A 16594-nucleotide genomic window follows, 5' to 3' on the forward strand; every position below is an offset into this window, starting at 1 on the left:
GAATCACTTTGCCTGGAACATGATGTTGCCGTATATGATACCGACAAACGAAAGTTACGGTACTTTTTCAACACACATCGATTTGTTTCTTTTGAACAGATCGGGGCATTTTTACCCGATTTGGTGATCAACGCCGTAAGTTTGCAATATACTATCCCGGCTTTCAATGATGTTTTGCCCTATTTGCCTGAAAACTGTATCATTTCCGATATTACTTCTGTAAAAAACGGTTTATATGATTATTATTTAAGTACAGGCCGCCGTTTTGTGTCCACACACCCTATGTTTGGACCTACTTTTGCCAGTTTGAAAGAACTGAGTACACAAAATGCGGTAATCATTGCCGAAGGAGACGATGAAGGGAAGCAGTTTTTTTACGATTTTTATCGTTCGTTGCACTTGAACATTTACGAATATTCATTTGCCCAACACGACAAGACCATGGCATATTCATTGTCCGTCCCGTTTGCATCCTCGATGGTGTTTGCTGCCTGTATGAAACATCAGGAAGCTCCCGGGACTACATTCAAAAAGCATCTTGATATTGCCCAGGGATTGCTTTCAGAAGATGATTATCTGTTAAGCGAGGTGTTATTTAATCCATATACCTTGCCACAATTAGAAAAGATACAGGAAAAGTTATCGGAACTGGTCGGGATGATCACGAAAAAAGATACCGAAGCTTTACACGGATTTGTAGGAAGTTTACGGGAGAATATTAAAGAAAAATAATTGTTGTCTTTGCACAACTTTTTATCGGGGTAATCTTATATATGCGGGAAAAGAATCATGTCTTATATTGAAATACAAACCACTCAGAATATTCATCTGGAATATGAGACGGCAAGTGTAGGCGAACGTTTCATTGCGGCTGCACTGGACCGGATACTATGGTTTTTCTGGTTTCTCCTCTGGTATTTTATTATTGATGGTTTGAATTTGAAGAGTTCCTTATTCCTGGTCATTCTGATTGCTGCCCCTGTTCTTTTCTATTATTTGTGTTGCGAATTATTGTTTAACGGGCAAAGTGTAGGCAAAAGGATCATGTCTATCCGGGTGGCAAAAGTGGATGGTACCTCTCCTTCTTTCGGTGATTACTTTCTCCGATGGATATTCAGGTTGTTAGAAAATACCGCTACTGCAGCTATTGCTATTGTCAGCATGATGTGTACTGCCAAATGTCAACGTTTAGGGGATTTAGCCGCTAAAACATGTGTAATCCGGACCAGGCAAAAGGCGAAGTTAACAGAATTACCTGTAGTGGACTCTAACCATGAAGTCTTCTTTCCATCGGCGACCCTTCTTAGTGATAAGGATGTATCTTTGATTTCCCAAATCATTACAAACCCTGCCATTGTACAAAACAAGAAAGGGTTAAAGCAATTGGCCGATAAGGTAAAAGATATCACACAAACTCAATCAGAATCCCATGATCTGGTTTATCTGAGAAGGATATTATCCGATTATAATTATTTAGCAGGAAAGCTATAGTAATCAGAAATGTTCAATTAACGGATACCTTTGCCGTGCTTCGGTTAATGAGCAGGCATTAAAATGCCACCATTCCCCGCTGATACTGCGAAATCCCGCATGATACATCACTTCTCTGAGTAATTTCCTGTTTTGGACCTGTTGTTCCGTTAAAATACCTTGTTCTAACAATTCAGGTTCATTAGCGACACTTGCTGCTTTGCCGAAGAAATCAAATTCTGTTCCCATATCTATCGGAATAAACAGGCTATCACTAATAGTGAGGTCCACCGCAGCACCGTAATTATGGAGGCTGGTTCTTTCAGGAGTTGCAACATATTTGTGATGACGGGTGTCTTTTACCTGATCCCACATCTCTTTTTGTGTAGCTAATGGGCGGGCAGCATCATAAACCAACAGGCTTAAGCCGGGATAATTCCTTTGTAAGTATTGTTGTGCTTTACTCAACATGACAGCAACATCTGTCTGTAAATACGCCTGGCTAAAATCCTTATAAAGAATTTTTCCTGTAAAATTATCCGTTGTTGCGTATTTTAGCTGTACACCGATGGTGCTGTCCATATCTTGTATATTTACCAATCCCAGACTGTCCAACAAATAATTCACGGGTGGTGTCCTTGATTCAGTGATTATATCGGTCAGTAATGTATCTTCGCTTTTAGTGGAAACAATATCTTCTGTATGATTATTCGTTCTTTTTCCCAATAGAACAAATAAGAGTATTCCCCCCAAAATAAAAATGATATAATATCTTTTCATTTAGATCTTAACACCGATCATCAATACGTCATCCAGTTGTTCGATATTGCCTTTCCAAAGATCAAAGTTTTCTTTGATTACCCTGTATTGTTCATCCATATCACGATTGTGTATGTCTTCAAAAACACTTTGAAGGCGGTTCATCTTGAATTTTTTTCCTGCCGGTCCGCCAAACTGGTCCGGATAACCATCCGTGAACATATAAATGATATCTCCTTTAGAGAGTTGTAACTCAACCTGTTCAAATGTTTTATTCCTTAGCTGCTGACCACCTATTGAAGAATGGCTACCCTTATATGTAGTAGGAACTCCATCGTGATAAACCACAAAAGGACGCATTGCGGAAGAAATCCGGGTAAAATATGTCCGGGTATTGATTTCGCAGACGACAATATCCATACCATCATTAGCCTGTTCAGATTCCTGATTCTGGTTAAGGGTTGATTGTATATTTTCATCCAGACGGTAAAGGATCTCTTTAGGGGTTTGAATTTCAGGGCGCATTACAATGTCTTTGATCAGTGTGGTTCCGATAAGAGACATAAATGCTCCTGGAACCCCATGGCCGGTTGAATCGGCACAAACGATCAACAGGCATTCTGTTTCCGGAAAATATTCGAACCAGTAAAAATCACCACTGACAATGTCGCGTGGCCGGTAAAAAATAAAAGCACCGGAACAATTCTCCAACAAAGTTTTAGTAGAAGGAAGCACACTGAATTGGATACGTTGCGCATAATTGATACTATCCGTGATATCCCTGTTCTTTTCTTCAATTTCTTCTTTTTGTTCTAAAACTTCCTTGGTACGTGCATCCAGCTCCCGTTCCAGATATTCCTGTTGAATCCTGTGGTTGCGTTCGCGAATGGTAATGATGATATAGACGATACCCACTAAGATCCCTATTACCAAAAGAATAAACCACCAGGTTTTCCAGAAAGGTTTATTGATTTTTAATGTGAACAACAAAGTGGGATCAGTACAATCGTCACCATTACAGGATTTTACCCAGAACTTATATTCTCCATCCGCTAAACTGGGATAGATGGCAAAGTTAAAACTTGAAAGATGCGACCATTCTTTTTCGAATCCCTCCAAAATATATTGATAGGTTACTGCTTCAGGATTGCGGTAATGCAATCCTACAAAATTGAAATGAACTTTATATTTATCCTGGTCATACGGAAGTACCAAAGGCTCGTTTGGGTTAAATGTCTGGTCTCCAATAGTAACGTTGATCAGATTAAGGATCGGTGCCTGATTGATGCTCTCATCAGCATTGATATCGTATAACAATACACCATCAGTAAGGCCTACCATCAATTCATTGCTTTCGTTCACCAACATGGTATTCGGATTAACATCACCTGTAATTCCATCTTCTTTTCCATAAGTGGTAATGGTAAGTTGCTGGATATTTATGCGGCTTAATCCCTGGCGATGTCCAATCCATACATGGTTATTTTTGTCTGATGATATCGCATAACAATAGTCGGATTTTAAACCGTCAAGTGAGGTAAAATGATATACGGTATCATTTTTCCTGTCGAACATGTATACCCCGTTGCCGTCTGTTCCGGCCCATATATTTCCAAGGCGGCCTTCGGTAATGGATGTAAATTCAACTTTTGCATCTCCTTCAACGGTAAGCCTGTCTTCTTTCCCGATAACAGACAGATTGTTTTGATGGCCAAGAAGTTTATTGATGCTTATCACAGAATTACTGCTGGTGGCAATCCAGACAATACCTTTTGAGTCTTTGTAAATATCCTTGATGTTGTTATGAGGCAAACCATTAAAGGTATTGATTACTTTTGATCCGCCGGTTTGGGTATTAATAATGACTACCCCGTTACGCGAGGCATAGACAATACTGTCGTTGACGGATGTGATGGCTTGTATGGTATTGGATAAGGAATTTTCGGAGCGATAATACGGAAGAACTTCCCGGGAATCCTTTGGTAACCTGAAAAGACCGCTTTTTTCCGTACCAATCCATAAATTTTCGTGTTTATCCATATGAAGTGCCGTAATACGATCATTTGGAACACCATTGGCCTGGTTCAGGATAATATGTGATTCGTCCGGGTTCGGAGCAAATTTTACTATAGCGCCTATACCTGCCGCCCAATATGCCGTATTGTCCTTGGAATATATTGCTGAAGCGTTGTTCCACACATATGGGATTTTTTCCAAAAAGGAAATGGAACGATTAGTTAGAGAAGAGACCCCTTGCATAGTACCTACCCACAGATTTTGCTGATTATCGAAAAAAACCTGCTTGACGAAATCACTTCCTAATCCGTTTTCATAGTTATAATTGTACAGGTTCTCAGTGACCAGTTCGTGGGTGTACTGTACACGGAAAAGCCCTTTCCCAAACGTAGAGATCCATAGGTCATTTCGATCATCCTCATTGACAGACTGTACACTGGCGTCTTCAATCACAGGGATGTCCATCTTTTTGATGATCAAGTCATCTCTAACAGATTTTATGCTGTAAATTCCGTCTTCTTCTGTTGCTACCCAAAAATTATCCTGTGAGCCTGGAATGACAGACCGGATCAGTGAATTCGGAACATCTACCCTTTTTATAAGGGATAAGTTATCTTTTTCATCGTCATATCTGTAAATGAATAAACCATCGAGACATCCGATAAACAGACGGTTTTCATCAATAAAACATATGGAATAAATAATCTTATTAGTCGTATCCAGGGTAAGATAAGTCACCTTTTTTTCTGAAATACGGACGATAGAACCATTCAGGGTTGTAGCCAGGATATCTCCTTTAGGGGATTGGATGATCTGGGTGATTTCAGAGTTTTTTGATGTATCTTCTAATGAGAAATTTAAGCCATCATATTTAAGAATGAGTCCGTCGTCATATCCAAACCAGAGATTCCCGGATTTGTCTTTAAATGAAGCAGTTACATTAAGAGTTGGTAATTCCTGCTCAGGTGTTGTAAATTCAATTCCGTCATAACGACATAATCCCAACCCGGAAGCGAACCAGATGAAGCCATATTTATCCTGAACAATTGAATTAATGGTATAATGGCAAAGTCCCTGATTTATACCGTAATGCCTGAACTTGTATACCTGGGCATCACTTACATAACAGAATGACACGAAAAATGTGATAAGGAGAACATTCCGGGTGAGCCTGCTTCTCATTGCCATGTAATTATATTAATTATTAGGACTGCTTATTTTCCGTCCTCCGATAGTGGGTTTATATTTGGGAACGCCACCAATAGGAACCGAGAAGAATATCATTTGTTCACCATATTGGTTCTGTATATTGATGACCACATTATTGTTCTTTATTACATTGGTTTTTCTTTTGATGAATTGGAAATCAAGGGATTTTCCTTTTTCTCCGTCCATAATGATGAACTCGCTTTTTGCCCATACCGCATCACCGGAAACATCGCAATTTTTTTCCCGCCTGACTTCTGATGTAACACGGATATGACCATCATTATCCCAATCAAAATTCGATTGCATTATTTTGGTTGTTTTAGGATCTACATATGGATAAATGTGCGATACCTCTTCCGGGTTATCATGCATACGGAAAGAGTATTCGTATGCAAAGGCATTACCTCCTTCGATGGCGATATTTTCACCGGGAGAGGTACTGAGGAAATAACGATAAAGATTTCCGTCATCACCATCGATTCCTTCACAGACTACTTTAAAAATATAACCGCCGAAATCAGGGACAAGCTCTCCCTGTGTAGGATTGAACGGCCCAAAGGTGAACCAGTTATTGTCATATTTGGGGTCAATCCCGAATGTTTTGGTGGCCAACAGATTCCCACTTTTCACATCTCCCTCCGGGTGAATATCTTGTGCCTTAGGGTTCGTATAAGCTTCTTTTCCACCGTATACGGAATATTGCATTTTGGTATCAAAAGTACCGTTTATTTCATCGTGCATTCCTCCTACATCGGGATCGAATACCCGGATAAATACCAATCCTTTATATGATTCGGGAACAATAAAAAAGAATGTTTGCGAGTAATCATCATCTCCCCAGCTAATTTCAGCTTTATTCCCGAATGTCATCAGGAATGGAATATTTTCCTCATCAGAAGGAACTCCCTGGGCGTATATATCCAACCCGATAAAAAATATAATAAAAAAAATAAAAAACTTCTTCACCCTCAATCAATTAAATTCAAAAACCCCAAAAAACATGAACACCGGATATCCCTAATAAAATCAGATAATACCCTATCATTATTATACGTAATATTTTCAGGAAATGTTACATACAAAATGATAAAATCCCAGAATACCAGACAAAGATGATGCCAGACTAAAAACCTTCATTATCCGGCCACTCCTGTTGAGAATGTGAGCCGTCACAATATGGTTGATTGTTTGAATGTCCACATCTGCATAGATATATTTCTTCATCGGATACATCTTTTGTTATCCCATTCAGTTTGTGTGGTCCTTCTATTTTTATAGGTCCTTTTTTGATAATTATAATATTCGGTGTCTTGGGAGTATTTGTCATCATTTTTAACGTTTTTCCGAAAATCCGGTTTGTGCATGTGCCCCGTCACAGTATGGCTGATGTTTTGAATGAGCACAACGGCATAATGCAGTAATTCCTGATGAACGGAATTTTCTCCCTTCATTGTCAGAAATTGAATAGGATCCTTTACAGATCAGTGGGCCATTTTTAGCAATCGTAATATCGAGAAAATTATCAGGCTTCTCTGATGATGTTTCGTGCCCGGTATTTTCATTATCTAAATCTTTGTTCCATTTGTAAGTCAGCGCATTGGTGGGGCATTGGTCAACCACTTTGATGATTTCTTCTGTAGAAGCACCCTCCATATTTACCCACGGACGTTTCGACGGATTGAAAACAGTCCTTAGTCTCATAAAACAAATGGTAGAATGTATACATTCGGAAGGTCGCCAAAATACGGTTATTTCATTATTGGTGTATTCTCTGTTGTTAGGATTGGCCATAATTGTCATTATAAAAAAGGAAATGATTATTCCTGCAGCAAATATAATTATTTTTAGAAATACAAAATAATACCAAACAATTAAAGTCATATTTAATAAATGTAATCAATTTGATCGATGTGACTCAAGAAAACAATAAGTAGCACTGGTTGCTTAATGCTTTTCCGGTAAATATTTCCAATAGCGGCGGGGAAGAAAATGCATCATTAAACGGGTGTTCTTTCTTTCCGGGATATTGATCGCTTTATAATAGGTTTTCCAGAGTTTTTGATAAAGGTCCTCATCTTCCGATCTGATGTGGTGGCTTATTCTTCCGTTAAGCTGGTTGAATTGTTTTTCTGTAAGGACAATTTCCCGGATCCCGGATGGATCAAAATAGATACCTTTATCCCTCTTGGTATCATAGATCACCCATTTTTGATCAGCATATCGGCTTGCAAAATGAGGGGCTAATAATGAAAGAATATTAAAAACAGGATCGATGGCAGAAAAAAATAACCCGTCGGATGTTTCCTGGAAACGGACAAAACCCTTGAAACGATGCGCTTCATACCTGACCTTTCTGGCGATATTGAATAAATCAAAGGCATGTTCATCGAGCAGGTTTCTGGAATAGTTTCCGGAAGTATCAGCAAATAGTTTTTCGAGGTAATAAAATATTTTGAGCTCAATATCCGGTAATTCGGAGGCAAAGGCGGTATATAACATCTGCGATACGCTTGTGCCGGACCGGGTAATGATGCTTTGCCATACTCTTTCGCTCTTTATTTCATCCGTGATGATCTGTTTGGTAGTATCGAAGAAGGTCGGATGCCACTTCTGTTCTTTCACGATCTGTACAGGTCTTTCCTTTGACACATATGACTCAAATACCACAGATAAAAGTCCGTCAAAGCTGCCGTCATACATATACACCATAGCCTGTAGAGCAAAGATTAAAATAAAGATAACTGCACATACTGTTGCTGGACCTGTTCAGGTACATGAAGCTTTCTGCGGATGAGGGAAGGAGACAGTCCGGCAAGTTGTGAAGGTAATTCTTTGGTAGTGATAAAAAATTTTGCACGGTTCAGGGCTACCCGCATCTTCTTGAGATGCGCCAAAGTAATATGTCCGAATCGTCGGTTATGAACGATTAATTTGGCTGAACGCACACCGATGCCGGGAACCCTCAGGATCATCTCATAATCGGCGGTATTCAGATCTATTGGGAAGAGATACGGATGACGCAATGCATAAGCCAATTTAGGATCAATATCCGTATCGAGCTGAGGGTGTTCGTCATTAACAATTTCATTACATTGGAATTCATAGAAACGCATCAGCCAGTCTGCCTGGTACAGACGATGTTCCCGCAGCAGAGGTGCCTGTTTCAGCATGGGCAACCTTTCATCTGAGGCATTAACAGGAATAAATCCTGAATAGTAAACCCGCTTTAGATGCTGGTCATTGTAGAATCCTGAAGCGAGGGTTAAAATCTGCTTATCATTATCAGAGGTAGCGCCAATGATCAATTGGGTGCTTTGTCCTGCAGGGACAAAATGGGGAGCTTTCCGGAATTTTCTTCTGGCTTCTTTATGGTCGATGATCGATTCCTTGATCTGGTTCATCGGATGATACACACTGGGGAAATTTTTTTCAGGAGCCAGTAACTTGAGGTTGTTTTCAGAAGGTATTTCTATGTTTACGCTCATCCTGTCGGCATAAAGCCCTGCTTCATGAACCAACCCGGGACTGGCGCCCGGGATGGCTTTCAAGTGTATATAACCGCCAAAACGATGTTCCTGTCTCAACGATTTAGCAACACGGAGTAATGCTTCCATTGTGTAATCCGGGTTCCGGATCACGCCCGAACTGAGAAACAATCCCTCGATATAATTACGCCGGTAAAAATTAATGGTGAGCTCAACCAGCTCGGTTACTTTCAGTGTGGCTCTGCGGATGTCATTACTACGCCGGTTAATGCAGTATGCGCAATCATAAATACAGACATTGGTCAACAACACTTTAAGCAAGGAGATGCAACGTCCATCTTCTGAGAAAGAATGACAAATTCCCATTGGTGCGGCATTACCCAATCCTTTCCCATCATTCGGGCGGTTACTTCCGCTCGATGAACAGGAAACATCATATTTTGCCGAATCAGCTAAAATATGTAATTTATTTAGGGTTTTGTCATTCATATAATTATATTTCGCCAAAAAGACAACTTATTGCAAATAAGCATTAAGAAGTCTTTTGTACATTTTCAAATATACAAAAATAATGCGTCCAAATTTCAGTAATTAGCATAACAGAAAATGAAAATATTCTTCGGGGCTTATAACACAAACAGAACGGAATGTTAAATTTATTTCTTATTTTTTAAACTTTCCGTTCTGTTGTTTTTTTGATTTATCCCTCTTTGGAAATTGGCTGTGCAAAGGCAACTACATCCTTGTCCGTGATGACTTTATCGCAAAGGATGATCAATCGTTCTATAACATTCCTGAATTCACGGATATTCCCGGTCCAGTTGATCTTTTGTAATTCGGCAATGGCTTCCTGGGTGATCTCTTTAGGAGGCATACCATATTCTGCGCAGATTTGCTTGATGAAATGATCGGCTAATAAAGGAATGTCCTCTATTCTTTCATTTAAAGTCGGAACACGGATCAATATAACACTTAACCGATGGTACAAATCCTCGCGAAACTGGCTTTTTTCTATGGCTACCTTGAGGTCTTTATTCGTAGCTGCGATAATTCGCACATCCACTTTTATCTCCTTATCACTTCCTACGCGGGAAATTTTATTTTCCTGCAATGCCCTTAATACTTTAGCTTGGGCTGATAGGCTCATATCGCCGATCTCATCAAGGAAAATAGTTCCTTTGTTGGCCGCCTCGAATTTCCCTTTTCTGTCTTTGTAGGCGGATGTAAACGAACCTTTTTCGTGTCCGAATAACTCACTTTCTATCAATTCAGAAGGTATCGCGGCACAATTGACCTCCACGAACGGTCCGCCTGCCCTGGAACTTTTTTCATGCAGCCACCTGGCGACAAGTTCCTTACCCGTCCCATTGCTTCCTGTGATCAGGACACGGGCATCGGTGGGTGCTACGCGCTCAATAATTTCAATAACATTTTTAATGGCAGAAGATTCGCCGATGATTTCATATGTTTTATTAACACGGCGTTTCAGCACTTTTGTTTCCGTAACCAATTCCTTCTTTTCTATGGCATTACGGATAGTGATCAATAACCGGTTAAGGTCCAGCGGCTTTTCAATAAAGTCAAAGGCGCCTTTTTTTATGGCTTCCACAGCTGTATCTATGTTGCCATGTCCGGATATCATTACTACAGGAGCATCGCCGGGCATGTCCAGGATTTTTTCCAGTACTTCCATCCCATCCATATTCGGCATCTTGATATCGCATAAAACCAGTTCGTATTTGCCTTTACCGAACATTTCAATTCCTTCGATACCATCGACAGCTGTATCTACTTCATGGTTTTCATATTCCAATACTTCTTTTAGGGTATTGCGAATGCTGCGTTCATCATCAATGACTAATATTTTTGCCATCTGTACAAAATTATTATAGTGTTAGTCTCTTCTTACTATTGTCAATATTCATTATAAATCACGAATCCAAATATTCCTAAAGCTAACCGCATCTCCATGATCCTGAAGGATAATGGGTAATTTTCCGTGTGGCTTATAAGCAGGGAGTCCGATGTATTCGGTATTTCCCTTTATCTCTGTATGATTTTGTACGACCACGCCGTTTTGTATCACTGTTATATATGCCGGAGTGACTACTTCTCCTTTTCCATTGAATTCAGGGGCTGTATATATGATATCATATACCTGCCATTCTCCCGGTTTACGGCATACATTTACCAGAGGAGCGGTTTGCTTGTATATGCTTCCTGCCTGTCCGTTAGAATAGGTCTTATTGTCGTAATTATCAAGAACCTGGAGCTCATAACGGCTTTGTAGAAAGATACCACTGTTACCACGTCCCTGGCCGGTTTTTTTCGGATTGACTTCTGCAGGTGTTCTCCATTCGATATGTAACTGGCAGCTACCAAAGACTTTTTTCGTTTGAATCGCCTTAGCGCCACCGACAACAGTCATGATATCTTTTTCAATTTTCCATTTGGGTTCCGTACCATCCTGGCAGACCCATTCCGATAAATCTTTACCATTGAAAAGGACAATAGCATCTGATGGCGGTTTGGTTCCTTCGCCCGGAGTAATGATCTCAGGTTGATTGTTCCAGTATTCGGTGTGTTCAGGTTTCCATTTGAGATCCTGCGCAAAAATTTGTCCTACAAAAAAAGAAACAGTCAATAAAGCAATGTATTTTTTCATGGTTGATGTTTTTTGAATTTAGCGGATAAAGGTACGTATTTTTCAAATACGACGGAATGTAGGTTTTTAAATTAAAGATCATGAGTATATCTTATCCGGTGGAAATGTTAATTCATCCTTCATTATTTTGAAGATCCGGAAAATAATTGACTGAAATAAAACAACAGTATATTGTTTTATTTTAATTTTTGTTCATATAATTCTGTATCTTGTGTAAATGTGTGCTTTAATTTTGATATTGAGTGATGATTTGTTATAAAAAATGAAATAAATGTGTTTTTTGTTAAAAATAAAATAATTTAACAATTGATTTAGTTTTAAATTGAAACTATAAGATGATTTGTGGTAATAAAATATCATAATTATTACATAAAAAACATCGTTTTATCTAATTTTGCGATATAATAATTTCATTCAGTAAATTTATAATATTTTGCTGTAATCAGTATGAAATATATATCACAAATAGTCAATCATATATATGAACACACTTTATCAACCGGAATTTGAACACGATGCCTGTGGTGTAGGTTTACTGGCAAATATTAATGGCGACAAATCCCATGAGATCGTCGATAAGGGTTTGCAGGTGCTGGAGCATATGTTACACCGCGGAGCCGAAAATGCCGATAACAAAACCGGCGATGGTGCAGGTATCATGCTGCAGATTCCTCATGAGTTTATTCTTTTGCAGGGAATACCAGTACCCGAACGTGGGAAGTATGGCACCGGACTGATATTTCTTCCTAAGGAAGAGGAGCAGGCAGAATTGTGTCTTACAGTGTTGCGTGAAACTGTGGAAAAGGAAGAACTAAGATTACTGGCAGTACGTGATGTCCCTGTCAATAGCGGTATCCTGGGTGAAATGTCGCGCGATAATGAACCGTCCATCAAACAGATATTTGTAGTAGGAGAGGACCGATCTGAAATACTCGAACGGAAATTATATATTGTCCGTCGTAAACTGGAAAAAAAAGTGTTGAAATCGACACTGGCACACAAACGTAGTTTTTATGTAGTCAGCCTGTCGACCCGGCGGATCGTTTACAAAGGAATGCTGACCTCCGTACAGTTGCGTGATTATTTTCCGGATCTGTCTGATCCGTATTTTACAAGCGGTCTGGCTTTGGTACATTCACGCTTCAGTACCAATACCTTTCCTTCATGGGATCTGGCCCAACCTTTCCGTCTGATCGGGCATAACGGCGAAATCAATACCATACGGGGCAACCGTTACTGGATGGAAGCCCGGGAAAGCATTCTGCAATCCGGATCACTGGGAAATGTAGAGGATATTTTTCCTATTGTACAGGCCGGGATGAGTGATAGCGCTTCACTGGACAATGTGCTGGAATTCCTGGTAATGTCGGGTAAGAGCCTGCCTCATGCTTTGGCTATGTTGGTTCCGGAAAGCTGGAATGCAAAAAATCCGATCTCCGACGACCTGAAAGCATTTTATGAATACCACAGTATCCTGATGGAGCCTTGGGACGGGCCGGCCACACTGCTTTTCACCGATGGGCGTTATGCCGGTGGAATGCTCGACAGGAACGGATTACGACCTGCACGTTACCTGATTACCAGGAGCGGGGTGATCGTGGTGGCTTCCGAAGCCGGGGTATTGCCTTTCGAGGCATCCGATATTAAAGAGAAAGGGCGTTTACAACCCGGTAAAATGCTGATGATCGATACGCAGGAAGGGACGGTACATTATGATGCCGAGCTAAAAGAAGAACTGGCAAAAGCTTATCCGTACGGGGAATGGTTATCGAAAAACCGTATTGTTTTGTCCGACATTTCATCCGGCCGTACTGTCAAACAGCATGTGGAGCAATTTCCCGGGCTACTGAAGGCATTCGGGTATACACAGGAAGATATCGAAAAGATCATGTTGCCGATGGCAGTGGATGGTAAAGAACCGGTAGGTTCCATGGGAAATGATACCCCGCTGGCTGTATTGTCCGGTAAGCCTCAGCGATTGTTTGCTTATTTCCGGCAATTATTTGCACAGGTAACCAATCCACCAATTGATCCTATCCGTGAAGAGTTGGTAATGTCTTTGTCTATGTATATCGGGTGCCAGGAAACCAATATCCTGGAGCCATCGCCGGACTTATGTAAAATGGTGAAATTCAAAAGCCCGGTCATCAATAACCGTGATCTGGATATTTTGCGGCATCTGGGCTATAAAGGTTTCCGCACCTTGACGCTTCCGATGCTGTTTGATGCATCCGAACAGGCAAAGGGGATGGAACAGGCGTTGGCCAGGATCTGTCGGCAAGCCGAAAAAGCAGTGGATGACGGTTATAATTATGTGATCCTCAGTGACCGTGGCGTAAATGAACGGCAAGCAGCAATCCCATCATTGCTGGCTGTTTCGGCTGTTCATCATTACCTGATCGATAAGCGTAAGCGGATGCAGATCGCCATTATGGTGGAAAGTGCCGAACCGCGCGAAGTGATGCATTTTGCGTTGTTGTTTGGCTTCGGCGCCAGCGGTGTGAACCCGTATATGGCTTTTGCTGTGTTGGATGACCTGGTGAAACGGCATGAGATACATCTGGATTATGCCACTGCCGAAAAGAACTATATCAGGTCCGTTAATAAAGGATTGTTGAAAGTGCTGTCAAAAATGGGTATCTCTACCTTACGTAGTTATCGTGGGTCGCAAATTTTTGAGGCCGTTGGTATCGGCCAGAAATTACTTGACCGGTATTTTCGCGGTATGATATCGCGTATCGGTGGTATTGACCTGAAAGATATCACTATCGATACACTTATTCACCATTACGAAGGATTTTCGGATAAACAGAAGTTGGATAAGTTGAAAAACATCGGCTTGTATGCTTACCGTCGTGACGGCGAATACCATGCATGGAATCCCGAAACTATTTCAAAGCTGCAAATTGCTACCCGCTTGGGTGACTATGATCGCTTTAAAGAATATAGTTCGATTGTTGATGGGAAGTCGACACCTGTATTTTTAAGGGATTTCCTGGATTTTAAACGTAATCCGATCGACATATCTGAAGTGGAACCTGTTGAGGCCATTACACGCCGTTTTGTGACAGGCGCCATGTCTTATGGGTCTATTAGTAAGGAGGCACATGAGGCTTTGGCTATTGCCTTAAACACACTGAATGGCCGGAGTAATACGGGCGAAGGAGGCGAAAATGCCGATCGTTTTAATATCGGTGCAGACGGATTGAACCGTCGCAGTGCGATCAAACAGATCGCTTCGGGCCGTTTTGGCGTGACGGCGGAATATCTGGTCAATGCCGATGAACTGCAGATTAAAATTGCACAGGGTGCTAAACCGGGAGAAGGCGGCCAGCTGCCCGGCTTTAAAGTGGATAAAATTATTGCGGCGACCCGTCATTCCCTCCCCGGGATCACACTGATCTCACCACCGCCGCATCATGATATTTATTCCATAGAAGATCTGGCACAACTGATTTTTGACCTGAAAAACGTGAATCCACAGGCAAAGATCAGTGTCAAGCTGGTATCTGAAAGTGGTGTGGGTACGGTTGCTGCCGGAGTAGCTAAAGCCAAAGCCGACCTGATCGTGATCAGTGGTGCGGAAGGCGGAACCGGCGCCAGTCCGGTAAGTTCTATCCGCCATGCCGGAATGCCTTGGGAATTAGGGTTGGCTGAAACACAACAGACGTTGGTGATGAACAATCTGCGCGGAAATGTAGTATTGCAGACCGACGGGCAGCTCAAAACCGGAAAAGACATCATTATCGCAACTTTACTGGGAGCCGAAGAATACGGTTTTGCTACCAGCGCCCTGATCGTGCTCGGTTGTGTAATGATGCGTAAATGCCACTTGAACACTTGTCCGGTAGGTATTGCCACACAGGATGAGCGATTGCGGCAGCGATTCAAGGGTGAATATGAATATGTGGTGAACTTTATGACTTTCCTGGCGCAGGAAGTCCGTGAGTATTTGGCTGAAATGGGTTTCCGGAGCATCGATGAGATAATCGGGCGCAGTGATCTGCTGGAACTAAGGAAGTTCGAAGAGCATCCCAAAGCACAGAAGCTGGATTTCTCCAAGCTTTTGTATTTCCCCGAAGAAACGTCCCATGCGCTCCGCTGGGAAAAGGAACAGGACCACAAAATAGATGAGGTACTTGACCTGCAGCTGATCAGGAAAGCACGTCCTGCGCTGGAAAAATCACTTCCGGCGGAGATGGATAGTCTGATTTCCAATATCGACCGGTCGGTAGGTGCCATGCTTTCCGGAAAGGTGGCCAAACGATACGGGAGTATGGGCTTGCCGGACAGTACGATCACTGTTGCCTTCAAGGGATCTGCCGGACAGAGTTTCGGCGCTTTTCTTGCTGCCGGCATCACTTTCCGGCTGGAAGGGGAAGCCAATGATTATCTCGGCAAGGGATTATCCGGAGGACGTATTGTTGTGCTACCACCCAAAGGCAGCATTTTTGCCCCTGAAAACAACATTATCGCAGGGAATACACTGTTATATGGAGCTACTTTAGGCGAAGTATACATCAACGGACGTGTCGGTGAGCGTTTCTGTGTCAGGAACAGTGGCGCAATAGCAGTGGTGGAAGGCGTAGGTGATCACTGTTGCGAATATATGACAGGAGGAAGGACGGTAGTGTTGGGAAGTACCGGGAAGAATTTTGCTGCCGGTATGAGCGGAGGCGTTGCCTATGTGTATGATCCCGATGGAACCTTCGATTATTTCTGTAATATGGAAATGGTAGAGTTATCGCTGATTGAAGACAAAACAGATGACCAGGAACTGTTCAGGCTGATCTCGGCACATGCACACCATACAAAGAGCCCGCTGGCACTTCGTATGGTGGGTGACTGGGAGAACCACCTGAAACATTTCCTGAAAGTGATGCCGATCGAATATAAAAAAGTACTTCATGATGAAGCCATGGAAGCCATCAGGAAAAAGATCGCACAAGTGGAATACGATTATTAATGGAGAATGGAAAATGTTGGGAAC

12 protein-coding genes are annotated in these 16594 nt (G+C 41.6%); 3 read left to right on the top strand and 9 right to left on the bottom strand.

The features are described 5' to 3' along the window. On the top strand, positions 1-732 hold a 732-nt coding region (locus tag LBQ60_17185; GenBank protein MDR2039656.1), incomplete at its 5' end, for a prephenate dehydrogenase/arogenate dehydrogenase family protein. 57 nt (positions 733-789) lie between these two features. Continuing rightward, positions 790-1491, top strand: coding sequence for an RDD family protein (locus LBQ60_17190; protein ID MDR2039657.1), 702 nt, complete (start codon positions 790-792; stop codon positions 1489-1491). 3 nt (positions 1492-1494) lie between these two features. Here the strand turns inward: LBQ60_17190 and LBQ60_17195 are convergent, their stop codons facing one another. From LBQ60_17195 to LBQ60_17235, 9 genes are all read right to left on the bottom strand, one after another. Beyond that, positions 1495-2250, bottom strand: a complete 756-nt coding sequence (locus LBQ60_17195) for a M15 family metallopeptidase (protein ID MDR2039658.1) — start codon at positions 2248-2250, stop codon at positions 1495-1497. Further along, positions 2251-5427 (bottom strand): SpoIIE family protein phosphatase, encoded by a 3177-nt coding sequence (locus LBQ60_17200; protein ID MDR2039659.1) that lies wholly within the window; start codon positions 5425-5427, stop codon positions 2251-2253. Between the two features lie 15 nt (positions 5428-5442). Continuing rightward, complete coding sequence (locus LBQ60_17205; GenBank protein ID MDR2039660.1) at positions 5443-6420, bottom strand: hypothetical protein; 978 nt, start codon at positions 6418-6420, stop codon at positions 5443-5445. A 157-nt stretch (positions 6421-6577) separates the two neighbouring features. After that, complete coding sequence (locus LBQ60_17210; protein MDR2039661.1) at positions 6578-6781, bottom strand: CDGSH iron-sulfur domain-containing protein; 204 nt, start codon at positions 6779-6781, stop codon at positions 6578-6580. A 5-nt stretch (positions 6782-6786) separates the two neighbouring features. Beyond that, on the bottom strand, positions 6787-7245 hold the full coding sequence (locus LBQ60_17215) for a (4Fe-4S)-binding protein (GenBank protein MDR2039662.1): 459 nt from the start codon (positions 7243-7245) through the stop codon (positions 6787-6789). A gap of 153 nt (positions 7246-7398) precedes the next feature. Next, positions 7399-8163, bottom strand: coding sequence for a TIGR03915 family putative DNA repair protein (locus tag LBQ60_17220; protein MDR2039663.1), 765 nt, complete (start codon positions 8161-8163; stop codon positions 7399-7401). Positions 8164-8180: 17 nt separating this feature from the next. Next, positions 8181-9428, bottom strand: a complete 1248-nt coding sequence (locus LBQ60_17225; protein MDR2039664.1) for a putative DNA modification/repair radical SAM protein — start codon at positions 9426-9428, stop codon at positions 8181-8183. A gap of 211 nt (positions 9429-9639) precedes the next feature. Then, positions 9640-10812 (bottom strand): sigma-54 dependent transcriptional regulator, encoded by a 1173-nt coding sequence (locus tag LBQ60_17230; protein MDR2039665.1) that lies wholly within the window; start codon positions 10810-10812, stop codon positions 9640-9642. A gap of 51 nt (positions 10813-10863) precedes the next feature. Further along, positions 10864-11604: a DUF1080 domain-containing protein gene (locus LBQ60_17235; protein MDR2039666.1), complete on the bottom strand. Its 741-nt coding sequence runs from the start codon at positions 11602-11604 to the stop codon at positions 10864-10866. Between the two features lie 481 nt (positions 11605-12085). On the opposite strand from LBQ60_17235, the gene gltB reads away from it, so the two are divergent. Continuing rightward, on the top strand, positions 12086-16570 hold the full coding sequence (gene gltB, locus LBQ60_17240) for a glutamate synthase large subunit (protein ID MDR2039667.1): 4485 nt from the start codon (positions 12086-12088) through the stop codon (positions 16568-16570). Positions 16571-16594 lie beyond the last annotated feature (24 nt).

It is taken from the genome of Bacteroidales bacterium, assembly GCA_031275285.1.
In the GTDB taxonomy this organism is placed as follows: Bacteria; Bacteroidota; Bacteroidia; order Bacteroidales; family UBA4181; genus JAIRLS01.